Origin of the sequence: Actinomadura sp. B10D3 (assembly GCF_039871695.1) — a bacterium.
Lineage (GTDB): Bacteria > Actinomycetota > Actinomycetes > Streptosporangiales > Streptosporangiaceae > Spirillospora > Spirillospora madurae.
The window spans coordinates 42495-63350 of sequence record NZ_JBDPLY010000023.1; the positions used below are offsets into that span (position 1 = coordinate 42495).

Sequence of the window (20856 nt, forward strand, 5' to 3'; positions counted from 1 at the left end):
TCCTGTCAGCGATCGGCGGGCCATCCGGTTCAAGGGGCGAACTCGAACCCGAGAGCGAGGAGCCGACGATGAAGGTGCTGGTGGCAGGAGCGACCGGAGCGATGGGCAAGGAACTCCTGCCTCGCCTGGTCGATGCCGGAAACAAGGTGTTCGCGATGGTCCGCAGCGACTCCGCCGAGGCCGAGGCGGCGCGGCTGGGCGCGGTACCGGTGATCGCCGATGCGCTCGATCGCGCCCAGGTCGAGGCGGCCGTGCGCAAGGCGGACCCAGAGGTGATCGTTCACCAGCTGACCGCCATCGGGCGCATCGACACCCGCCGTTTCGAACGCAGCTTCGCCGCGACCGACCGGCTGCGGATCGAGGGCACCGACAACCTGCTCGCGGCCGCACGCGCCGTCGGAGTGCGACGGTTCGTCGCCCAGAGCAACGGCGCGTTCACCTACGCCCGGACCGGCGGGCCGGTGAAGAGCGAAGAGGACCCCCTGGACCGCTCACCGGTCGCTCCGATGGCCTCGATGATCGCCGCGATCGAGCACCTGGAGAAGGCGGTGCTGGACGCCGGCTGGACCGAAGGGATCGTGCTGCGCTACGGCGCGTTCTACGGACCCGGCACCTCCATGGCGCCGGGCTCCGAGCAGCTCGAGATGATCCGCAAGCGGAGGTTCCCGATCGTCGGGGACGGCGGCGGGGTGTGGTCGTTCGTCCACATCGCCGACGCCGCGGAGGCCACGCTCGCGGCGGTGGAGAACGGCGGCCGCGGCGTCTACAACATCGTCGACGACGACCCCGCCCCGGTCGCCGAATGGCTGCCGGCGGTGGCGGCGATGCTGGGCGCGAAGAAGCCGATGCGCGTACCGCGGTTCGTCGGACGGCTGGCCGCCGGAGAGGCCGGCGTCGTCCTCATGACCGGACTGCGCGGCGCGTCGAACGCCAAGGCCAGGCGTGAACTGGGCTGGCACCCGGCACACCCCACCTGGCGTGAAGGCCTCCAGGCCGCCGGCGACGCCTCACCCCACTGACCGGTGGTGATCCCGACCGTACGGGCGTGCCTGTGCGGAGGCGGGTCAGGTGGAGGGGTCCTTGTCGTCGCCGCGCTTGATCGGCTGGGTGGTCGCGGCGCGGCGGCGCTGGGACTTGCGGCGGCCCGCCACCAGCACGTCGTCCTCGGTGTCGGCTGTGTCCTTGCCCGCGGGGTCCTTGCCCGCGGTATCGGTGCTCTCCGGCAGCGCCTTCGGCTGGTCCTTCGGCCGGCGCGGCGACTTCGGCCGCTTCGCGGGCTGCATCTCGGCCTGGCGCAGCGACTCGACGAAGCTGGCCGCGTCGTTGTCGTCATCGTCGTCGGCGGGGCGCCGCGTGCGCCGTCCCATGATCCATTGGTCGAGGGTCAGCCGCCCGCCGCCGCCCGCCGCGAACACCAGGCTGGCCATGCCCAGGGCCACGACGAGCTCGTAGCCGTTCTCGACGGTCGTGCCGTCCACCATGAAAAGGCCCTGGTCCGCGTGGACGAACACGAACGCGCCGGCCATGTCGATGAACAGCAGGGCGCCGGTGACGGGCAGGCCGAGCCCGGCGATCAGCGCGGCGCCGCCGAGCAGCTCGACGAACGCCGAGTAGACCGCCGCCGCGGTCGGGAGCGGGACGCCGAGCGTGTCGAACGAGCGGCTCGTCGCGGTGACGCCCGCCTCGATCTTCTGCCAGCCGTGCGCCATGAAGACGACGCCCACGCCGAGCCGTGCGAGGACTGCCACGACGTCGTACAGCGGCCGAGAGCGCATGCCGTCGTCTCCTTTGCGCGTGGATATGGCCCTGTTTCGACGGAGAGTATGACGGCCTTCGTGCGAAAACCGCGAACACCGCAGGTCAGAGCGGTCGCGGAGGCTCGGTCAGCGGTCGCCGGAGACCTTGGCGAGGGACGCGGCGACGGTCTCGCAGACGTGCTCGATGGTTTCGATTCCATCCCGCATCGTGGTGCCGCGTTCCGAAATGACGGCGAGCAGGAGGGTGCGGCCGGCGTCCCGCACGATGCCGATGCTGTTGACCGTCCAGCGGCCGCCGTGCCTCTCCCGGGGGAGCCAGCCGTTCTTCAGCTCGGCGCTGGACCCGGCGGCGCTCACGCCCCACGCCTGCTCCGGCGTCACGTCCCCCATCAGGCGGCGGACATATCGGCGGTTCGCCGAACGGAGCGAGCTTTCGTCCGATGTCAGCGCGGTCAGCAGCCTGACCTGGTCGGCGGCGCTCGTCGTGGTGGAGCCCCAGGCCGTGCCCGGCCCGGGTTCGGTGTCGCGCAGGCCCAGCTTCCGGTTGGCGGACGCCAGGCCGTCCGCGCCTCCGATCGATCGCCACAGGGCGGAGGCGGCGGCGTTGTCGCTCACCTTGATCGCGCGCTCGGCCAGCGCCTTCTCGCTGGAGGTAAGGGTGCGCTTCTCGCGCTGGGCCTTCAGAAGGAGTGCGATGACGATGTCGACCTTGACGATGCTCGCCGTCGCCGTCCGCAGGCTCTTCCCGTAGGTGTAGGAGAGGCCGGTGGTCAGGTCGCGCGCCGACACCGACAGGGTCCCGGGCCGCTCCGCGAGGTACCTGCCGAGCCTGCGCGTGAGTACGTCGCGCTGGGACTTCGTGAAAACGGGCGTTGTCGGCCGCTGCCTCGGGGTCGGTGTCGTCGTCGCGGTCATCGTAGGGGCGCTGACCGTGGGGACGGCGGCCGGTTCGCGGACGATTCTCGCCGAGCCCGCCGCGAGAATCGCGGTGCCCACGAGCATCGCCGCGGCGAGAAGCCATGCGAGCCTCATGGGCGCGCGCCTGTCTCGGGATACATGATCCGGAGTGTTGTGAGCGGCGCGTTGCCCCTCTGTTACCACCCTTGCGCGGACAGGTCACGCTGGTGAGATGCCAGGTGGTTCGATCTGGCCGACGATGAGAAGCTCAGGACATGATGGCTTCTCGCCAGCTCGAATACTTCCGGGCCGTCGCACGCGAGCTGCACTTCACGCGCGCGGCTGAGGAACTGCAGATCGCGCAGCCCGCGCTGTCCCAGCAGATCCGCAAGCTCGAACGGCAACTCGGCATCGCCCTGTTCGACCGGAACAACCACCGGGTGGAGCTGACCCCGGCGGGAGCCGCGCTGCTGGAGCACGCCGAGCGGATCCTGTCCGACATCGCGGCGGTCGAGGACGAGATGCGCGGCTGGGCGGAGGGGACGCGCGGCCGGATCCGGCTCGGCGGCGCCCGCGGGCTGACCGCCAGGCTCGCCCGCCTGCTGGCGGAGTTCTCCGGCGAGTTCCCGGCGATCGAGGTGGAACTGCGGGAGATGAACACGGAGGAGATGGTCGCGGGGCTCTACGGAGGACGGCTCGACGCGGCGACCGTCGTCCGGCTGCCGCCGCAGGAGGAGGGGCGGCGGCTCGAATCCCTCCCGCTCGGGGAAGAGCCCCTCGTCCTCATCACCGCGAAGTCCGCGCCGCTGGCGGCCAGGTACCGGGTGCCCGTCGCCGCCCTGGACGGTGTCGACCTGGTCTGCTACTCGTCCGGGTCGGTGATACGCGAGATCGTCCTGTCGGCCCTCGCGGACGCCGGCGCGACTGCGCGCATCCGGTTCGAGACCGGGGAGTACAGCACCGCTCGCGCCATGGCGAGCGTGGGGCTGGCCGCCGCCGTCGTGCCCCGTTCCGTGGCCGAGGAGCCGGGGCAGGCCGTCGCCATCGTCCGGCTCGACCCGGAACCGACCTGGGCCCCGTCGCTCGCCTGGTCCGCCGGACGCCGTGCGGGCCCGGCACTGGCCGCGTTCATCGACTTCGTGAAGCGCCGCCCGGACCTCGCCTCGATCGGCCCTTGAACGCGACCGCCCAAACGGTCATAGGTTTGAGATATGACCAAGAGCCCTGTGAAGTCTTGGACTTCTGACTCCGCCCGCGATCAGAATCGTTGTGATTCCAAGACGGACCTCGCGGATGGAGTACGACATGAATCGTGGTGAGCGCGGCGCACGCGAATACGAGGGCGTGATGGGGCAGAAGCCGGAGGAGGCGCTCGGCGACGTGCTCCGAGCGTCCCCGCAGATGTTCGAAGCGGTCATCGATGGCGCGTTCGGCGGGGCCCTGGCCCGTCCTGAGCTCAGCCGCCGGAACCGCGAGATCGCGACGGTCGCCATGATCGCCGCGATGGGCGGTGCCGGCGGGCGGCTCGCCGGCCACGTGCGCGGGGCCCTCCGGCAGGGCGTCGAGGCGTCGGAACTGCTGGCCCTCTGCGAGCACGTCTCGGTTTATGCGGGCTTCCCGCGCGCGCTTGACGCGCTCGCCGTGGTCAACGATGTCCTGGAAGAGCACGGGATCGCGAACCCGCCGCAGTTGCACCGCGTCCGGCTCGCCGACCATGAGACCGTCGTCGCACAGAAGGGCGACCGCGGACCGGCGGTGATCCTCTCGCACTCGCTCGGCGTGGACTGGCGCATGTGGGAGCCGATCATGGAGCGGCTGTCCGACGGCCGCCGGGTCTTCGCCTACGACTTCCGCGGGCACGGTGCGGCCGCCGGCGCGCCCCGTCCGTTCACCATGGACGGCCTGGCCGCCGACATGCTCGGCGTCCTCGACGCCTTCGACGTGGAACGCGCGCACGTCGTCGGCCTCTCGATGGGCGGCGGCATCGCCCAGACGGCCGCCGTCCGCGCACCCGGACGCGTGGCGTCGCTGGCGCTGCTCGCGACCACCGACCACGCCTTCGAGGCGTTCGAGGTCCGCGCCCGCTCCGGCGAGGAGGACGGGATGGAGGCGCAGATCGTCCCGACGCTGACGCGCTGGTTCACGCCGGCCGCACTCGCGACGAACCCCTGGGGCGTCCGGTACGCCCGAGAGCACATCCGGCGCTTCGACTCCGCCGACTGGGCCGCGGCCTGGCGCGCCTTCAAGGGCCTGGACGTCCAGGGCCGGATCACCGGGCGGGACTTCCCGACCCTGGTGCTCGCGGGCGAGCTGGACGCCTCGACGACCCCGCAGATCATGTCCGGCATCGCCGAGCACGTCCCCGGCTCGACGTACCGGGAGCTTCCGGGCACTCCCCACATGCAGACCCTCGAACGCCCCGACCTGGTCGCCGCGGCTCTCGACGAGTTCCTCCCGGCCGACCGCTAGGCGTCGGCCGCAGGGGCGTCGGTCGCTCGGGGGAGGCGCATGACCCGCGTGGGGGAGGCGCCCCCGGGCGGTGAACGCGAGGCTTCGGCTCATGAGTGAGATGCCTGCTGTGTCGGGGGCCGTCGGGCCGAGGTGGAGCACCGCACGGCGGCTCGCCGGGTACGGTGCCGCCGCGTCGCTGTCGCTGTACCTGGCCGTCAAGATCGTCTGGGTCGTGGTCGCGCTCCTCGGGCATGCTCCGGCCGATTTCGGTAACGCGGACTGGATCGTCCTCAACACGGTGACGGTCGGCATGTCCGCGACAGGAGTCGCGCTGGGGCTGGTCCTGGCGCACCGGTGGCAGACCCCGGCCGCGCCACTGGTCGTCCTCGCGTGGATGGGCAGCGGGTTCCTGATCCCCCTCCTGCCCTACGGACTGCTCAGCGCCCTCCTGGGCGCGGCCGGGGTGAAGACCGGCGGCGACGAGGGAGACTCGGGCGGCGATGCGGCGCCGTCCTGGGAACTGCTGCTGATCGGCATCGGATTCACCGGCATGGCGGTGGGGCTCGCCGTCGCCCTCCCCATCTACATGCGCGAACGCTGGCCGGCCGCCTTCCTCGGACGTCTCGCCGCCCGCGGACCGGCGACCGTCCGCCGCGTCCGCACACTCACCGCCGTCACCGCCATACCCGTCGTTCTCTGGACGTACTGGTCGCTGGGCGGAACGCGCGGCCTGGATCCCGCCCACCACGACCTCGTCGACCTCAACGCCCGGCTCCTGCTGGCGAACTCCGCGCTCTGGGCACTCCTCGGGGTCGGGAGCATCTGGGCCATCGCTTCCGCCCGTCCGAACATGCCGGTCTGGCTGCCGATGGCGCTGGGCTTCGTCGCCTCGGGCTCCCTGTTCGCGTGGAGCTCCTGGAAGCTCGCGGTGGCGGTTCTCCGTCCGGGCGACTACGCGGCCGCCGAGTACCCGGCCGTCACGCTCGTCCAGCACGGCCTCGCCATCGCCGGCGGCGTCCTGATGATGACGGCCCTGACGAGCTACGTCAGCGCGTGCGACCGCGAGGCTTGAGGGGCGTGGCGGGCATGGCCGGCGCCGGGATCGGAGCGCCGTCGTAGCCGCGCACGGTGCCGAACCGGTCGCCCGCCATCCAGTCCTCGCGGGCCCGCGCGATCTCCTCGCCCGTCCGGGCGACGAAGTTCCACCACATGACGAGCTTCTCCTCGAACGGCTCACCGCCGAGCAGCAGGAAACCGCTCTCGCCGTCGGCCCTCAGCGGCAGTTCCCGGCGCCCGGACCCCAGGTACAGCATCGACCCCGGCTCGACGCGCATCCCGTCGACCTCAGTGATGCCGGACATGGTGAGCGCCGCGTATTCGAAGTCCGGTTCGACGGGCAGCCGCACGTCGGCTCCGTCGTCCAGGGCGATGTCGGCCCCCATGATGGGGGTGAACACCGTGCCGGGCGATGCCGCCCCGGCCAGGCCACCCAGGATGACGGTGCCGCGGAAGCCGGGACCGTCCACGACGGGCAGGTCGGCGTGATGCTCGAACGCGGGCTCGGTATGGCGGTGCGAATCCGGCAGCGCAACCCACAGCTGAGCCCCGTGCAGGATCGGGCCGTGCCCGCGCGGCGACTCCTCCGAATGCGCGATGGCCCGTCCCGACGTCATCAGCCCGAGCTCTTTCGGCCGGACGGTCTGCAGGCTGCCCAGGCTGTCGCGGTGCAGCACCTCACCGCCGTGCAGCCAGCTCACCGTCTGCAGGCCGATGTGCGGATGGGGCGGCACCTGCATCCCGGGCTCGTCGGTGATGTCGTCCGGTCCGTAGTGGTCGACGAAACACCACGCGCCCACCATGCGCCGCCCCAGGCTGGGCAGCAGCCGCCGGACGACCGTGCTCTCGCCCAGCGGCACCCGCCGCGGCGGCAGCAGCTCATGGACCGGCCGCCCCGGCACCCGGTCCCGGCCCCCGCATTCGACCGGCTTGGGCCGGACATCAAGATTGCTCACCGAACCGCCCTCCCGAGACGCCACCCCCCTCAACGATGCCCCACCCGCCCTCCCACCGAACCACCAGCCCGCCGCGTCCCCGACGACGTCGCCGACCGAACAGGCCGTGTAGGCGCTGGTCGGTCAGGTGGGTGGGATGGGGAAGGGGTGGGCCCAGGGCTCGTTGTCGATTTCCAGGGTGTTGATCAGTTGGCTGATGGTGCGGTACCAGCCGGAGAGGACGAGGAGTTCCAGGAGCTGGGGCTCGTCGTAGTGGTCGGTGAGGGCGTCCCAGGTGGTCTGGGACATTCGGGCGGAGTCGTGTAGTTCGTCGGCTGCGCTGATCAGGAGGCGCTCTTTGGCGGACCAGGGGGCCGGGTCGCCCGACACGGTCGCCGTGATCTGCTCGGGGCCGAGGCCGGTGGCCTCGCCGAACGTCGCGGCGTGGACGCCCCACTCGTACTCGCAACCGGCGCGGGCGCAGGTGCGGTGGATGACGATCTCGCGGTCGCGGGCGGGCAGGCTGCCGTGGGCGAGGAGTCCGGCGCCCAGGACGCGCATCCGGGACGCCAGTTCCGGGGCGCGGTGCAGGGTGCGGAACAGGACGAGCGGGTCGTGCGCCACGTTCGGCGGCATCCACTTGGCCAGGGCGGTGGCGATGTCCGGTGAGTACGGGGGGTCGAGCGGGGCGATGCGCGGCATGACGCTCCTCGGGTGCTTCGGTTTTAGAAGCAGTGTGCTGCTTCGAAAACCGAAGCGCAAGGGGGTGGCAGGTCAGGGCGTGTCGTCGTCGAGCGACTCGGCCCACCGGTCGGACCACCGCGACAGGGGGCGGAGCGCCTCGTGGGCGTCCCGGCCCAGGCCCGTCAGGGCGTACTGGTTCTCCGGGGTCTGGTGGACGAGACGCGCGTCGATCAGTTCGAGGAGCCGCTGCCGCAGGACGCTGGACGACATGTCGTCACAGCGCTGCTGCAAGGCGCGAAAGCCGAGGGGCGCGTCCCGCAGTTCCCAGATGATGCGCAGCGTCCACCGCCGGCCGAACAGATCGAGGGCGGCCATGAGCGGACGCCCGCCGGCCGAGCCACGGACAGGCCTTCCCGGTCTTGACATGCCCCCTCCGATCCGTCGATTGCCCGAACCCTAGCGCCCACCCGCGCCCCGATACCCGCCCGCGTGAGGGTGGCTGGGTGCGTGGGGTGGTCGGTGATGTGGTGGGGGTCGGGGGTGGGGTGTGGAAGAGAGGGCGAGGCGGCGGGGTTCACTTGTACGTGATGCACGGTGAGTACAAGGTTCCCGGCGGCAAGCTCGTCGTCGCCGATGTCGATGTCGTGGACGGGCTACTGCGATCCCCCAGGATCAGCGGGGACTTCTTCCTGGAGCCGGACGAGGCTCTGGAGACCATCAACGCCGCCCTGGAGGGGCTTCCGGCTGGGCTTGACGCGCGGGCGATCGGCGGGCGTGTGCAGGCGGCCCTGCCGCGGGAGACGGTGATGCTCGGCATCACCGCCGAGGCCGTGGGGATCGCGGTGCGGCGGGCCGTCGCGCGCGCGTCGGACTGGCGCGACCACGACTGGCGGCTGATCCACGAGGCGCCGCAGGGGCCGGCCCTGCACATGGCGCTCGACCAGGTGCTCGCGGAGGAGGTCGGTGCGGGACGGCGCCCGCCGACGCTGCGCGTCTGGGAGTGGGCGTCGCCGGCGGTGGTGATCGGCAGTTTCCAGTCGCTGCGGAACGAGGTCGACGCCGGGGCGGCGGAGCGGCACGGGGTGGACGTCGTCCGCCGGATCAGCGGTGGCGGGGCCATGTTCATCGAACCGGGCAACACCATCACCTACTCGCTGTACGCGCCGGAGACGCTGGTGGCGGGCATGTCGTTCGCGGAGAGCTACGCGTTCCTCGACGACTGGGTGCTGGGCGCGCTCGGCGAGCTCGGGATCAGGGCCTGGTACCAGCCGCTGAACGACATCACCTCCGACCAGGGCAAGATCGCGGGTGCGGCGCAGAAGCGGCTCGCCGCGGGCGCGGTGCTGCACCACGTGACCATGGCGTACGACATCGACGCCGACAAGATGCTCCAGGTCCTGCGGATCGGGCGGGAGAAGGTCTCCGACAAGGGGATCGCCAGCGCGGCCAAGCGCGTGGACCCGCTGCGCCGGCAGACCGGCCTTCCCCGGGAAGAGATCATCGACCGCATGATCGGCCATTTCCGCACGCGGTACGGCCTGACCCAGGACCGGGTGAGCGACGACGAGCTGCGCCTGGCCCAGAAGTACGTCACCGACAAGTTCAGCACGTCCGACTGGACCGCCCGGGTTCCCTGACCTACTCACTGCCCGCATTTCGCCTCGTTCGCCGTACTCGGACGGTCGTCGAGCAGGTCGCCTACCCGGCCGGGGCGTCGGCGGTTGCGGCCTGCGACCGCCGACGTGGTCGTCTGGCCGGTGGTCGTGGTGGGGCGGTGGTGGCTTTCTGGGTGCTGCCGGGCTATCAGGCGCCAGGCGACCCCGGCGGCGATGACGTAGCACGCGCCGATCAGGGCGAACGCGATGGTCGCACCGGTCGTCCAGCCGGAGGACGCGCCCAGGACCGCGCCGATGGCCGCGATGCCGATCAGGGTGCCGATCTGGCGGCCGGTGTTGAGGACGGAGCCGGCGACCTCGCCGTTCTGCGGGCCCGCGGCGTCGACCGTGACGGCGGTCATGGCGGGGGAGACGAAGCCGCCCGCGATGCCGGTCACCGCGAGGGCCGCACCGGTCGCCCAGTACGGGGTCGCGGGGGTGATGCCGGTCAGCGCGAAGGAGACCGCCGCGGCGACCAGGAGCGCGACCGTGAGCAGCGGGCCGTTCGGGATGTGTGCGGAGAGGCGCGCGAACGCCAGGTTGCTGAGCGGGATGAAGATCGTCAGCGGCAGGATCTGGAGCCCGGCCCTGAGCGGGCCGGCGCCCGCGGCGTGCTGGAAGTACAGCCCCGCCAGGAAGAGCGTTCCGTAGAACGCCGCGTTGAACAGGAGCCCCACGGCGTTCGCTCCGGTGAAGGGCGGGTCGCGGAACATGGTCCACGGCATGACGGTGATGCGGGCGCGGCGCTCGCGCAGCGGGAGGAGCAGGGCGGTCGCCAGCGCCACGCCGGCCGCCGCGAGGACGGGAGGCGAGCCCCATCCCTGGTGCGGTCCTTCGATCAGCGTGTAGCTGAGCGCGGCGAGCCCGGCGACCAGCACGGCGTGGCCGGGGACGCCCAGAGATGCGGGGCGGCCCGGGGCGGCGGTGATGAAGCGGCGGGTCAGCACCATGCCGGCGATGCCGAACGGCAGGTTGATCAGGAAGATGCTCCGCCAGCCGAAGGCGCCGACGAGGACGCCGCCGGCCGTCGGGCCGAGCGCGAAGGACGCGGACACGATCGCCGACCAGATCCCGAGCACGCGGGTGCGGCCGCGGGGGTCGGGGAACTCCCTGAGGAGCAGCGCGAGGGAGCTCGGCATGAACAGCGCGGCGCCCACGCCCTGGACGAGCCTGGCGGCGATGAGCACGTCGATCGCCGGTGCGAGCGCGGCGGCCAGCGACCCGGCGAAGAACACCGCCATGCCCCACAGGTAGACCTTCCGCGCTCCCAGCCGGCCGGCCAGGCCGCCGGCGAGCATCAGCAGTGCGGCGAACGTCAGGACGTAGCCGTCGACCGCCCAGGTGAGCCGGGCCAGTGACGCGTCCAGCCGCTGCTGGATCGTCGCCCCGGCGATCTGCATCACCGTGGCGTCCACGCTCGCCATCACGAATCCCGCGGCGAGGGCGGTGATCTTCATGGCGCGGGAGCCGTTCGTGGCCATGATCAATCCTTCCGTTAAGCGGACCGGCGGCGTCCGCTTCGACGGAAGCTAGCGTAAGCGGACCGCTCCTGTCCACTTGAATCGGACTGTAAGCGTCCGCTTATGACTAGGATCGCGTTCATGGAGGGCACCAGGAGCGCCGTGGACCGGCTGCTGGACGACGGTTCCGGCCGCAGGCCGCGCGCCGACGCCCGGCGCAACCTGGAGCGTCTCGTCGAGGCGGCGCGGGAGGCCGCCGGCGAGATCGGCGGCGAGGTCACCGCGCACGAGATCGCCCGCCGCGCCGGGGTCGGCGTCGGCACGTTCTACCGGCGGGTCAGCACGCTGGAGGCGCTTCTCGAGGCCGTCCTGGCCGAGGTCCTGGGCGAGATCGTCGAGAAGGGCGACGAGGGGCTCGCCGATCCCGACCCGTGGAAGGGCTTCTGCGACTTCGCCGCGTCCTACACAAGGCTCCGGAACGAGCTGTGCGACATCAGCGAAGCCCTGGGCGGCGTTCTGGGAGAGGCCCGCACGGAACTGCGCGAACGTATCCGCATGCTCGTCGAGCGGGCCCAAGGCGCCGGGGCCATGCGGGCGGACATCGCGTGGCAGGACGTCGCGTTCCTGCTGGTCTCCGTTTCCACCGGGGACCACACGGTCGGCCTGCACGCGGGCGAGCACCAGTGGGACCGCAACCTGCGCATCGTCCTGGACGGCCTGCGCACACCCGAGCCGGCGCCGCTCCCCGGTGCACCGCCCACCGAGGCCGGTTGAGGCCGCGTTGTGCGAGGCCGCCGTGCGGAGCGGAACTCGCCGCCCCTGCCGTGCGTCATCCTTCCATGGCAGGTCGCGGGGCCGTGCGACTGCCTCTAGGTTGGTGACATCGATCGATGTTGAGGAGCGTTCATGTCGATGCAGAAGGGCGCCAACACCGCGGTGCCGGTCCCCTCGGTACGGGTCGAACTCGGCTGGCAGGGTGGGCCCGGCGTGCCCGACGCGGACGCGTCGGCGCTCCTGGTCGCTGAGACGGGCCGCGTGCGGTCGGACGACGACTTCGTCTTCTACAACCAGCCCGCGCACGCGTCCGGGGCCGTCCGGCACGAGGGCAAGCAGCAGGGGCCGACCGTCCTGGACGTCCTGTCGGTCGACCTGAACCGCGTCGAGCCCGCCATCGACAAGATCGTCATCGCCGCGTCCTCGGACGGCGGGACGTTCGGCCAGTTCCAGGGCCTGTACGTGCGCGTGGTGGACGCGGCGGCCGGAACCGAGGTCGCGCGGTTCGACAGCCAGGGCGCCACGTCCGAGACCGCGTTCGTGCTGGGCGAGCTCTACCGCAGGCAGGGCGCGTGGAAGTTCCGGGCGGTCGGCCAGGGCTATGACTCGGGGCTCGCGGGCCTGGCCACCGACTTCGGGATCTCGGTCGACGACCCGGGCCGGGCCGCCCCGCCGCCTCCGCCCGCGCCCCCGCAGCCGCAGGCCCCGCCGCCCCCGCCGGCGCAGGAGCAGTACGCGCCGCCCCCGCCCCCCGGTGGCCAGTACACGCCTCCGCCGCCTCCAGGCGGTCAGTACGCGCCTCCGCCGCCTCCGCCCGGTGGCCAGTACGCTCCTCCGCCGCCCCCTGGCCAGTACCCGCCGCCGCCCGGCCAGTACACCCCGCCTCCGCCGCCCGAAGGGCAGTACGCTCCTCCGCCCCCTCCGCCGGCGGCCCCCCAGCAGCCCCAGCAGCAGGGCGGCAAGATCTCGCTGACGAAGAACGCGCCGTCGGTGTCCCTGACCAAGCACGGCGCGACGTCCGGCCACATGCGCGTCAACCTGAACTGGAGCGCGCGCGAGGGCGTCGCGAAGGGACGGCTCGGCAAGCGCCGCCGCGGCGTCGACCTCGACCTCGACCTGTGCTGCCTGTGGGAGTTGCAGGACGGCCGCAAGGGCATCATCCACGCGCTCGGTGACATGGGCGCGCTGAACCGCGCTCCGTTCATCCAGCTCGACAAGGACGACCGCACCGGGGCGATCGATTCGGGGGAGAACCTCCACATCAACCTCGACCACACGGCCGATTTCAAGCGGATCCTGGTGTTCGCCGAGATCTACGACGGCGCCGACGACTTCCGCGGCCTGGACGCGGTCGCCACGCTGTTCCCGGTGAACGCGGCGCCGATCGAGATGCGCATGAACGACTGCATGGACGCGTCCCGGGACGCGGTCCTGGCGCTCATCGAGAACGTGAACGGCGAGCTGGTCGTGCGCCGTGAGGGCCGCTACGTCCTCCCGCCGCCCGGCCGCCCGCGCTGGGGCAAGATGACGGTCGACCAGGCGTACGGGTGGAACCTGGAGTGGGTCGCCTCGCGGGGCAAGGACTGACCGCCCGGCGACGACTCATCGCGCGGAAGGGCTGACCGCGCGCCGCGGCTACGCGGCCTTCAGGTGTTCGGCGAGCTTCTTGTCGCGGGCCACCCTGACGAGCGCGGCCGTGAGCCGGGCGAGATCCTTGTCCGGCACCTTCGCGGCGAGCTCGTCGGGGTCGGCGGGCAGGCCGAGCCGTTCGGCGCCCTTCTTCACCTGCTCGTCGATGTAGGGGCGCAGCCACGGCCAGATGGCCTGCGCCTCACGGCAGAAGATGTCGACGCCCGTGGGGCCGATGCCGGGGAACTCCTTGAGCAGGTCGGCCGCCTTCTTGCGGTCGCGCTCCGCCGCTATGGCGAGCCGCCGCAGGTCGCCCTGGTACCTGTCCTGGACCATCTCCGCCATGTCGCCCAGCCGGGAGGCGGTGCTCTCGTCGTAGCGGACGTAGTGGCCGCGTCCGAGCGCGTCGACACGCTGCTGCCAGGTCAGCCTGGCCATCCCGCGCGCCGTCCCGCCTCCGGCGTCGAACAGTTCGCGCGCCGCGGACATGGCGATGTCGGACGAGATGCGGGCGCTCAGCAGGTTCGCCAGCACCAGCAGCTTGAAGAGCGCTGCCGGCTGGTCCTTCAGCGGTATGCCGGCTTCTTCGGCGAACGTACCGCCGGACTCGTGCATCAGCTTCTTGACGACGGCATCCATGGCATGTACCTCCTGTGCTGCCGCCTACCCGAGCCGGTGCGGATGACTCATCGCACAGGCGCGAGGCGGTTTCACAAAAGGCTGAGCTGCCCTTCACCCGCGAGCGGGTCACGGTGCTTCTTCAGGTGGCGCCAGGCTGGAAGGTCGTCCATGTAAGACCACGAAAGCCTGTGGTGGGGAGTAGGTCCGTGCTCTTGCAGAGCCTTCTGGTGGACGGGTGACGGGTATCCGGCGCTGTCGGCGAACCCGTAGCCGGGGAATTCACCGTCCAGTTCTGCCATGAGCCGGTCACGGTGGACCTTCGCAAGGACGGACGCGGCCGCGACGGTGACCGACCTCTGGTCCGCCTTGATCTCGCACCGTACGCGCCAGGGACGGCTCAGGAAGTCATGTTTCCCGTCGAGAATGACGATGTCGGGCCGGACGGGCAATGCCTCCAATGCACGGACGGCAGCGCGCTTCAGCGCCTCGGTCATGCCCAGTTCGTCGATCTCCTCGGGGCTGGACGCGCCGATGGCATGCCCGGTCAGCCATTCCGGGAGAAGCTCGGCGAACGACGCGCGGTGGGCTTCGGTGAGGAGCTTGGAGTCGGTCAGCGCGACCGTCTTCTTCCCGCGTCCGGGCAGCACGGGCGGCGGGCTCAGGTCCGTGACCGCGGCACAGACCACGACAGGGCCCGCCCACGCGCCGCGCCCGACCTCGTCCACTCCGGCGATCCGCACGGCAGGGCCACTTCCGGACGGCGCCGCCAGCAGCTCCTCCTCGATCTCGTAGCCGGCGACGCGCGAGACGCCTTCGGCGGAGGCCGGCGGGGGCACCATGCCGGGCAGGGCGCCGGTGGAGTCGGTCAAGGGATCTCCTTCAGGCAGGTGACGGCTCGCGTCACTGATCGTAGGGCCCCGACTTCTGGACAGGACGAATGTCGTGGCTCCTCTGCCGCGTGCGTTCTGTTCCGCACCAGGCAGGGTCGGGAGAACGCAACGAACCGGGCCGGGGGAGTCCCGTTCCGGGCGGTCCTGCGCTTTACTCGCTCTTGATGGCTTTGTTCGGCAGGTCCCGCTCCCGCCCGGCGAAGGACGCCGCGGCGCGGGATCTTTTCGAGCGCCTGCGGTGGCGCTATTTCCAGGTCGCTCCGGGCCTGCGGTTCCTGGGCGCGGTGCTGCTCCTCGCCCTGGTGCTCTCCGCGACGGTCGTCCTGGACGGGCCGATCCTCGGCGCGGCCGCGTTCACGGTGATCGCGATGGTCGTCGTCCATCTGACGTTGCGCTCGCCTACAGGGATGGCGGTCGTCGCGGTCATCCTGGCCTGGCTCGGCGTGTCGATTCCTCTGGGCGGGCTCTATCCGGACGAGGGAACGCCGCTGTACCTGGACCCCGCCGTGCTTCTCGCCGCCTTGGCCGCGCCCGTCGCGTTCGTCGCCTACCGCCTCCGCGGTTACACGCCGTGGAGGACGACCCTCCTGGCGCTGGCCGCCGCGGGAGTGGCGGCGGCGGCGCTCGCGCATCCGCTGCCGGCGGCGGGCGTGGCGCCCGGCTGGGCGGCGGCGCTGGCCGTCCTCGCCTACCGCTGGGACCGGGCCAGGCGCACGGTGCCCGCGGAGGCCTACGAGACAGGCTGGGTGCAGGAGCAGGCGAGCCCGAAGGGGGACGCCATGGCGGGGCCGCGAGAACGGCCGGACAAGCCGGCCAGACCCGACCGCCGTCCCACCGGTGAGGACACCGGTGCCGCGGCCGCGCAGGGGGTCCCGGACCAGCGCGCGGCGGCGCAGGCGGCCGACGCCGCCTCCGTCTCCGAACGGCAGCCGCCCCCGGAGCGCCGGACGGACGAGTCACCGGACATCTCCGTCGCGGACGCGCTCGCGGAACTGGAGAACATGATCGGGCTGGAGCCGGTCAAGCGGCAGGTCCGCTCCATCGCCGCGTCCATCGAGGCCGCGCACATGCGCGCCGCCGCGGGGGTGCCCACCGAGAAGCCCATGCGGCATTTCGTCTTCGTAGGGCCGTCCGGGACCGGCAAGACCACCGTCGCCCGCGTGCTGGCCAAGATCTTCTACGCCTTCGGCCTCCTCCCGGAGCCCGCCCTGGTCGAGGCGCACCGCGCCGATCTGGTCGGTGAGTTCCTCGGCGCCACGGCCATCAAGACCAACCGGCTCGTCGACTCCGCTCTCGGTGGGGTGCTGTTCATCGACGAGGCGTACAGCCTGGTCAACTCCGCCGAAGGGCAGCCCGACCGGTTCGGTGACGAGGCGGTCCAGGCGCTGCTCAAGCGAGCCGAGGACGACCGCGACAACCTGGTCATCATCCTGGCCGGCTACGACGCGCAGATGGCCGAGTTCCTCGACTCCAATCCCGGGCTCGCCTCCCGGTTCGGCACGCGCGTGCACTTCCCCTCGTACCGGCCTTCGGAGCTGCTGCAGATCGCCGAGTACCACACCAGCCTCCGCGACGACCGTCTGGACCCGGAGGCCCGGAGATGTCTCGCGAACCGTTTCGAAGAGGTCGAACGGCGCGGCATCATCGACGATCTGGGAAACGGACGGTTCGTCCGGTCGCTGACAGAGGCGGCGGCGCGCGCGCGGGACGTCCGCGTGGTCGAGTCCGTCTCGGCGTCCGGCGGGCCCGCCAGACCCACCGCCGACGATCTGGTCACCGTGCGCGCCGAAGACGTCGAGACCGCCTTCGCCGAGGTCACCGAACGGTTCCGCGGCTACGCCGAGACCCCGACGCTGGACGAGGCCCTGGGCTCGCTCGACGCGATGATCGGGCTGGAGCCGGTCAAGCGGCAGGTCCGGGAGATCGCGGCCCAGCTCCAGGTGGCGCGGATGCGGCAGGAGCAGGGGCTGGTCACCCGCCCGCCGACGCGCCACTTCGTCTTCACGGGACCGCCGGGAACGGGCAAGACCACCGTCGCCCGGGTCCTCGGCCGCATCTTCGCCGCGTTCGGCCTCCTCGCCCGTCCCGAGGTGGTCGAGGCCCAGCGCGCCGACCTCGTCGGCGAGCATCTCGGCGCGACGGCGTTGAAGACCAACAAGGTCATCGACTCGGCCCTGGGCGGCGTCCTGTTCGTCGACGAGGCGTACGCGCTCAGCAACCCCGGCTATGCAGGCGGGGACGCGTTCGGCGCTGAGGCGGTGCAGACGCTGCTCAAACGCGCCGAGGACGACCGCGACCGCCTCGTCGTCATCCTGGCCGGATACGAGGACGACATGGGCCGCTTCCTGTCGTCCAACCCCGGCCTCGCCTCCCGCTTCGACGTGCGCGTGGACTTCCCCTCCTACGGGCCGGACGAACTGCTCCGTATCGCGCAGCTCATCGCCGAACAGGGAGGCGACCGCTGGGAGGAGCGTGCTCTGGACGACCTCGCCCTCGTCTTCCAGCGCGCATGCGGAACGGGCCGGATCGACGAGCTGGGCAACGGCCGCTTCGCCCGTTCCATGTACGAGAAGGCCTGCGCGCGCCGTGCCCTCAGAGCGGCGCGGCTCGGGTCCGCGGCGACCACCGCCGACCTGACGCTCCTCACCACCGACGATGTAAGGGACGCCTTCAACGAGCTGACCCATCGCCTGGCCTGACAGGCCGGTGTGGGCCGTCGGTGGGCTGCGGTGTAATCAGGGCATGTCTCCGGTGACGTGGGATCAGGTGCTGGCCTGGCGGATGCGGCGGCAGTACGTCGAGCAGGCGGAAGGCGCCTCCGCCTTGGACGCCGCGCTCACCCGTGAGGAACTCACACGGGCCGTCGTGGACAGGACGGGATCGCAGCATCTCGCCGACGTGCTCGGCTCCGGCTGGGGGACGCTGCTCAAGCCGCTGGCCTGGTGGGGCGTGCTCTGCTACGGCCCCCCGCAGGGCAGCAAGGTCACGTTCACCTCGCCCGCCCGATGGCTGCCCGGCTGGGCGGGCCTTCCGGCGGTGGAGGACGCCGCCCGCACGGTGATCCACGCTTGTCTGGGCGCGCACGGTCCCGCAACGGCCGACGCGCTCACCATGATCGTCTAGGGTGCTCAGTGTGGACGAGCGGGACGAACCGACCGAATATCGTCAGACACGCTACGAAGCCCCGCCGGGCGCCGCCGATGTGCTCCTGATCAGGCACGGCGCCTCGGCGCCGGCGCGTCCCGACCGGCCGTTCCCGCTAGTGAACGGCCAGGGCGATCCGGAACTCGCCCCCGAAGGCCGCGAGCAGGCCGAACGGGTCGCCGAGCGTCTCGCCGGTGAGGACCTGGACGCAATCTACGTGACGCCCCTGCGCCGCACGGAGGAGACGGCGGGGCCGCTGGCCCGCCGGCTGGGCCTGCGGCCCAAGGTCGAGGACGGGCTGCGCGAGGTCCATCTGGGCGAGTGGGAGGGCGGGCTGTTCCGCAAGATGGTCGCCGAGAACGATCCGGTGGCCCAGCGGATGTACGCCGAAGAGCGCTGGGACGTCATCCCCGGGGCGGAGGACTCCGAGGCGTTCGCCGCGCGTGTCGAGGAGAGCCTGACCCGGCTCGCCGCGGCGCACGCGGGCGGGCGGATCGCGGTCTTCACCCACGGCGGCGTGATCGCGCAGGCGCTCGCGTCGGCCACGGGCGCCAGGCCGTTCGCGTTCCTCGCCCCCGACAACGGGTCGATCTCGCGGCTGGTGCGGCTCGGCGGCCTGGCGTCGCTCCGCGGGTTCAACGACGTCTCCCACCTGGAGTGGTCCGCTCCGGCCCCGCTGACCTAGAGGCGGAAACGCAGCTTCTGCCCGGGACGGAGTTGTGCGGCCACGTCGATCGCGGCGGAGGCGAGCACGGCGATCACCGGGTAGCCGCCCGTCGTCGGATGGTCGGACAGGAAGATGATGGGCATCCCGCTGGGCGGAACCTGGAGCGAACCGGTCACCATCCCTTCGCTGCCCAGTTCGCCGTCGCGCGCGCGGGCGAGGGGCGGTCCGTCCAGCCGGACGCCTACGCGGTTGCTCGCCGGCGACACCTCGTATTGCTCGGAGGTGAGCGTGACCATGGCGTCTTCGGTGAACCAGTCGTCACGCGGTCCGGGGATGATGCGCAACACCGGTATCTCAGGGAGAGGCGGCACCGGCGCGACGTCCACGGTGATGTCGTCGAGGTTCTCGACCGAGCCGACCGGCAGGCGGTCCCCAGGGGAGAGAGGCGCCGGCCCCAGACCGGACAGCAGGTCGGTGGAACGGCTCCCCAGGACATCGTCGACGACGACACCACCCCGCACGGCGAGATAGCTCCGGAGCCCTGCCGAGGGCATGCCGAGTTCGAGGACGGCACCGTCCCGCACATGGCACGGCGCGTGCGTCCCGCAGGCTCGGCCGTCGATGCGCACCGGTACCGGTGCCCCGGTCACCGCCACCCACGCCCGGTCATGAAAGCGCAGGGCCGCACCGCCGAAGGTGAACTCCACGGCCGCCGATCCCTCGGAATTGCCGACGAGCCGGTTGGCCAGCCGGAGCGCGCCCTCGTCGGCGGCACCGGACCGGGGCACGCCGAGGTGGGCGCGGCCGGGTCTGCCGAGGTCCTGGACGGTCGCCAGCGTCCCCGGGCGCACGACCTCGATCAAGAACGCTCCTCGGGCACGAACCGGACGCGCATCCCGGGCCTGAGCAGGGACGGAGGGTCGCGCGACACGTCCCACAACCGCAGGTCGCCGTGCCCGAGCAGCCGCCAGCCTCCCGGCGACCGGGACGGGTACACGGCCGCGTACGGTCCCGCGATCGCGACCGAACCGGCCGGCACGGACGTCCTGGGAGACTCGCGCCGCGCCACGTGCAGCGCCGGGTCCAGCCCCGACAGGTAACCGAAGCCGGGGGAGAACCCCAGGTAGGCGACCGTGTACGAGGCCGCGGCATGGCGGCGGACGACCTCGTCGCGCGACAGCCCGGTGAGGCCGGCGACCTCGTCGAGGTCCTCGCCGTCGTAGACCACCGGGATCTCCACCGGCTCCGCGGCCCCCTCGGCGTCGCCGGGAAGCCGCAGCCGCGGGAGCCGCGCGGCGATCCGGTCCAGATCGGCCGACGCACCGGCGATCACCAGGACGGTCTGCTCGCCGGGGACGACGTCGACGACGCCGGGAAGCGGCGTGTCCCTCAGTGCGGCGTTCAGCCGGTGCGCGGTCGCCAGGTCGCCGGTCTCGACGAGCAGGGCCCGGTCACCGGCCCGCAGGACGTTCACGCGAACGGCTCCAGCGCGACCTCCGCCTCGGACAGGGCCGACCGGACGGACCGGGCCAGCGCCACCGCGCCGGGCGTGTCACCGTGCACGCAGATGGAGCGGGCCTGCAACGCGACCTCACTGCCGTCCACGGCGACGACGGTGCCCTTCACGGCCATGCGCACCGCACGCTCCACCACGGCCTCCCGGTCGTGGATGACCGCACCGGGTTCGCGGCGGGACACGAGCGCCCCGGACGGGGTGTAGGCGCGGTCGGCGAAGCACTCGGCGACCACCGTGAGCCCGTCGGCGGCGTCGCGGAGCGCGGACGACGGAAGGGTCAGCAAAGGCAGTGACGGGTCGTACTCACGTACCGCGTCGGCCACCGCACGCGCCTGCGCCGGATCGCGCGTGACCCGGTTGTAGAGGGCACCATGCGGTTTCACGTAGGCCACCCGCCCGCCCTCGACGCGCGCGATGCCGTCCAGCGCGGCGAGCTGGTACAGGATCTCGGCGGTCAGCTCCGGTGCGGCCACGTCCATCTCGCGGCGTCCGAAACCGGCCAGGTCCCGGTAGGACACCTGCGCTCCGATGGTCACCCCGCGCTCGACCGCCGCCGCGCACACCCGCCGCATGATCAGCGGGTCGCCGGCGTGGAAACCGCAGGCCACGTTCGCGCTCGTGATGACGTCGAGCAGCGCCAGGTCGTCGCCCAGCTCCCAGATGCCGAATCCCTCGCCGAGATCGGCGTTGATGTCGATGACCGCCATGCCCAAGACCTAC

The 20856-nt window shown here is 71.9% G+C and carries 21 protein-coding genes; 10 read left to right on the top strand and 11 right to left on the bottom strand.

From position 1 onward, the window contains the following. Window positions 1–68 precede the first annotated feature (68 nt). Complete coding sequence (locus ABGB11_RS28960; RefSeq protein WP_347637811.1) at window positions 69–1019, top strand: NAD(P)-dependent oxidoreductase; 951 nt, start codon at window positions 69–71, stop codon at window positions 1017–1019. Between the two features lie 45 nt (window positions 1020–1064). Here the strand turns inward: ABGB11_RS28960 and ABGB11_RS28965 are convergent, their stop codons facing one another. Further along, complete coding sequence (locus ABGB11_RS28965) at window positions 1065–1775, bottom strand: DoxX family protein (protein ID WP_347637813.1); 711 nt, start codon at window positions 1773–1775, stop codon at window positions 1065–1067. A gap of 108 nt (window positions 1776–1883) precedes the next feature. Continuing rightward, a complete protein-coding gene (locus ABGB11_RS28970) occupies window positions 1884–2789 on the bottom strand; it encodes a serine hydrolase (protein WP_347637815.1) in 906 nt (301 codons plus the stop codon). Window positions 2790–2929: 140 nt separating this feature from the next. Here ABGB11_RS28970 and ABGB11_RS28975 point away from each other — a divergent pair, with 140 nt between their 5' ends. From ABGB11_RS28975 to ABGB11_RS28985, 3 genes are all read left to right on the top strand, one after another. After that, window positions 2930–3832, top strand: a complete 903-nt coding sequence (locus ABGB11_RS28975) for a LysR family transcriptional regulator (protein ID WP_347637817.1) — start codon at window positions 2930–2932, stop codon at window positions 3830–3832. A 127-nt stretch (window positions 3833–3959) separates the two neighbouring features. Continuing rightward, a complete protein-coding gene (locus ABGB11_RS28980) occupies window positions 3960–5123 on the top strand; it encodes an alpha/beta fold hydrolase (protein WP_347637819.1) in 1164 nt (387 codons plus the stop codon). A 91-nt stretch (window positions 5124–5214) separates the two neighbouring features. Next, a complete protein-coding gene (locus ABGB11_RS28985; protein WP_347637821.1) occupies window positions 5215–6177 on the top strand; it encodes a hypothetical protein in 963 nt (320 codons plus the stop codon). Here ABGB11_RS28985 and ABGB11_RS28990 read toward each other — a convergent pair. The 3 genes from ABGB11_RS28990 to ABGB11_RS29000 form a co-directional block, all read right to left on the bottom strand. Continuing rightward, window positions 6152–7117, bottom strand: coding sequence for a pirin family protein (locus ABGB11_RS28990; RefSeq protein ID WP_347637823.1), 966 nt, complete (start codon window positions 7115–7117; stop codon window positions 6152–6154). The two genes, ABGB11_RS28985 and ABGB11_RS28990, sit on opposite strands and share 26 nt — an antisense overlap. 123 nt (window positions 7118–7240) lie before the next feature. Beyond that, on the bottom strand, window positions 7241–7798 hold the full coding sequence (locus ABGB11_RS28995; RefSeq protein ID WP_347637825.1) for a carboxymuconolactone decarboxylase family protein: 558 nt from the start codon (window positions 7796–7798) through the stop codon (window positions 7241–7243). 72 nt (window positions 7799–7870) lie between these two features. Next, the gene (locus ABGB11_RS29000) at window positions 7871–8155 is read right to left on the bottom strand and encodes a helix-turn-helix domain-containing protein (protein WP_347637827.1); all 285 of its coding nucleotides are present in this window, start codon (window positions 8153–8155) and stop codon (window positions 7871–7873) included. 212 nt (window positions 8156–8367) lie between these two features. Here ABGB11_RS29000 and ABGB11_RS29005 point away from each other — a divergent pair, with 212 nt between their 5' ends. Then, window positions 8368–9417, top strand: a complete 1050-nt coding sequence (locus tag ABGB11_RS29005) for a biotin/lipoate A/B protein ligase family protein (RefSeq protein WP_347637829.1) — start codon at window positions 8368–8370, stop codon at window positions 9415–9417. Window positions 9418–9422: 5 nt separating this feature from the next. On the opposite strand, the gene ABGB11_RS29010 is transcribed toward ABGB11_RS29005, so the two are convergent. Further along, window positions 9423–10916, bottom strand: coding sequence for an MFS transporter (locus ABGB11_RS29010; RefSeq protein ID WP_347637831.1), 1494 nt, complete (start codon window positions 10914–10916; stop codon window positions 9423–9425). 120 nt (window positions 10917–11036) lie between these two features. Here ABGB11_RS29010 and ABGB11_RS29015 point away from each other — a divergent pair, with 120 nt between their 5' ends. Both ABGB11_RS29015 and ABGB11_RS29020 read left to right on the top strand, forming a co-directional pair. Continuing rightward, entirely contained in the window at window positions 11037–11669 is a 633-nt protein-coding gene (locus tag ABGB11_RS29015; RefSeq protein ID WP_347637833.1) for a TetR/AcrR family transcriptional regulator, read from the top strand. Window positions 11670–11801: 132 nt separating this feature from the next. After that, window positions 11802–13256 carry a TerD family protein gene (locus tag ABGB11_RS29020; RefSeq protein WP_347637835.1) on the top strand — a complete coding sequence of 485 codons (1455 nt, stop codon included), beginning with the start codon at window positions 11802–11804 and terminating at the stop codon, window positions 13254–13256. 48 nt (window positions 13257–13304) lie between these two features. On the opposite strand, the gene ABGB11_RS29025 is transcribed toward ABGB11_RS29020, so the two are convergent. Next, entirely contained in the window at window positions 13305–13937 is a 633-nt protein-coding gene (locus ABGB11_RS29025; protein ID WP_347637837.1) for an endonuclease, read from the bottom strand. A 71-nt stretch (window positions 13938–14008) separates the two neighbouring features. Next, a complete protein-coding gene (locus ABGB11_RS29030; RefSeq protein ID WP_347638001.1) occupies window positions 14009–14758 on the bottom strand; it encodes a ribonuclease HII in 750 nt (249 codons plus the stop codon). Window positions 14759–14973: 215 nt separating this feature from the next. Between ABGB11_RS29030 and ABGB11_RS29035 the strand changes: the two genes are divergently transcribed. Genes ABGB11_RS29035 through ABGB11_RS29045 form a run of 3 tightly spaced genes read left to right on the top strand, consistent with a single transcriptional unit; the run spans window position 14974 to window position 18638 of the window. After that, window positions 14974–17508 carry an AAA family ATPase gene (locus tag ABGB11_RS29035; RefSeq protein ID WP_347637839.1) on the top strand — a complete coding sequence of 845 codons (2535 nt, stop codon included), beginning with the start codon at window positions 14974–14976 and terminating at the stop codon, window positions 17506–17508. Between the two features lie 43 nt (window positions 17509–17551). Further along, window positions 17552–17932: a crosslink repair DNA glycosylase YcaQ family protein gene (locus ABGB11_RS29040; protein WP_347637841.1), complete on the top strand. Its 381-nt coding sequence runs from the start codon at window positions 17552–17554 to the stop codon at window positions 17930–17932. A gap of 10 nt (window positions 17933–17942) precedes the next feature. Then, the gene (locus ABGB11_RS29045; RefSeq protein WP_347637843.1) at window positions 17943–18638 is read left to right on the top strand and encodes a histidine phosphatase family protein; all 696 of its coding nucleotides are present in this window, start codon (window positions 17943–17945) and stop codon (window positions 18636–18638) included. Here the strand turns inward: ABGB11_RS29045 and ABGB11_RS29050 are convergent. Genes ABGB11_RS29050 through ABGB11_RS29060 form a run of 3 tightly spaced genes read right to left on the bottom strand, consistent with a single transcriptional unit; the run spans window position 18635 to window position 20843 of the window. After that, window positions 18635–19483, bottom strand: a complete 849-nt coding sequence (locus ABGB11_RS29050) for a biotin-dependent carboxyltransferase family protein (protein WP_347637845.1) — start codon at window positions 19481–19483, stop codon at window positions 18635–18637. The genes ABGB11_RS29045 and ABGB11_RS29050 overlap by 4 nt on opposite strands. Next, window positions 19480–20094: a 5-oxoprolinase subunit PxpB gene (pxpB, locus tag ABGB11_RS29055; protein WP_347637847.1), complete on the bottom strand. Its 615-nt coding sequence runs from the start codon at window positions 20092–20094 to the stop codon at window positions 19480–19482. The genes ABGB11_RS29050 and pxpB overlap by 4 nt, the downstream gene beginning before the upstream one ends. After that, window positions 20091–20843 (bottom strand): 5-oxoprolinase subunit PxpA, encoded by a 753-nt coding sequence (locus tag ABGB11_RS29060; RefSeq protein ID WP_347637849.1) that lies wholly within the window; start codon window positions 20841–20843, stop codon window positions 20091–20093. The genes pxpB and ABGB11_RS29060 overlap by 4 nt, the downstream gene beginning before the upstream one ends. Window positions 20844–20856 lie beyond the last annotated feature (13 nt).

Bases quoted from the DNA above. Each gene is read 5' to 3' on its own strand.
- ABGB11_RS28960 (WP_347637811.1), top strand. From the start codon at position 69: ATGAAGGTGCTGGTGGCAGGAGCGACCGGAGCGATGGGCAAGGAACTC.
- ABGB11_RS28965 (WP_347637813.1), bottom strand. From the start codon at position 1,775: ATGCGCTCTCGGCCGCTGTACGACGTCGTGGCAGTCCTCGCACGGCTC.
- ABGB11_RS28970 (WP_347637815.1), bottom strand. From the start codon at position 2,789: ATGAGGCTCGCATGGCTTCTCGCCGCGGCGATGCTCGTGGGCACCGCG.
- ABGB11_RS28975 (WP_347637817.1), top strand. From the start codon at position 2,930: ATGATGGCTTCTCGCCAGCTCGAATACTTCCGGGCCGTCGCACGCGAG.
- ABGB11_RS28980 (WP_347637819.1), top strand. From the start codon at position 3,960: ATGAATCGTGGTGAGCGCGGCGCACGCGAATACGAGGGCGTGATGGGG.
- ABGB11_RS28985 (WP_347637821.1), top strand. From the start codon at position 5,215: ATGAGTGAGATGCCTGCTGTGTCGGGGGCCGTCGGGCCGAGGTGGAGC.
- ABGB11_RS28995 (WP_347637825.1), bottom strand. From the start codon at position 7,798: ATGCCGCGCATCGCCCCGCTCGACCCCCCGTACTCACCGGACATCGCC.
- ABGB11_RS29000 (WP_347637827.1), bottom strand. From the start codon at position 8,155: ATGGCCGCCCTCGATCTGTTCGGCCGGCGGTGGACGCTGCGCATCATC.
- ABGB11_RS29005 (WP_347637829.1), top strand. From the start codon at position 8,368: ATGCACGGTGAGTACAAGGTTCCCGGCGGCAAGCTCGTCGTCGCCGAT.
- ABGB11_RS29010 (WP_347637831.1), bottom strand. From the start codon at position 10,916: ATGGCCACGAACGGCTCCCGCGCCATGAAGATCACCGCCCTCGCCGCG.
- ABGB11_RS29015 (WP_347637833.1), top strand. From the start codon at position 11,037: ATGGAGGGCACCAGGAGCGCCGTGGACCGGCTGCTGGACGACGGTTCC.
- ABGB11_RS29020 (WP_347637835.1), top strand. From the start codon at position 11,802: ATGTCGATGCAGAAGGGCGCCAACACCGCGGTGCCGGTCCCCTCGGTA.
- ABGB11_RS29025 (WP_347637837.1), bottom strand. From the start codon at position 13,937: ATGGATGCCGTCGTCAAGAAGCTGATGCACGAGTCCGGCGGTACGTTC.
- ABGB11_RS29030 (WP_347638001.1), bottom strand. From the start codon at position 14,758: ATGGTGCCCCCGCCGGCCTCCGCCGAAGGCGTCTCGCGCGTCGCCGGC.
- ABGB11_RS29035 (WP_347637839.1), top strand. From the start codon at position 14,974: ATGGCTTTGTTCGGCAGGTCCCGCTCCCGCCCGGCGAAGGACGCCGCG.
- ABGB11_RS29040 (WP_347637841.1), top strand. From the start codon at position 17,552: ATGTCTCCGGTGACGTGGGATCAGGTGCTGGCCTGGCGGATGCGGCGG.
- ABGB11_RS29060 (WP_347637849.1), bottom strand. From the start codon at position 20,843: ATGGCGGTCATCGACATCAACGCCGATCTCGGCGAGGGATTCGGCATC.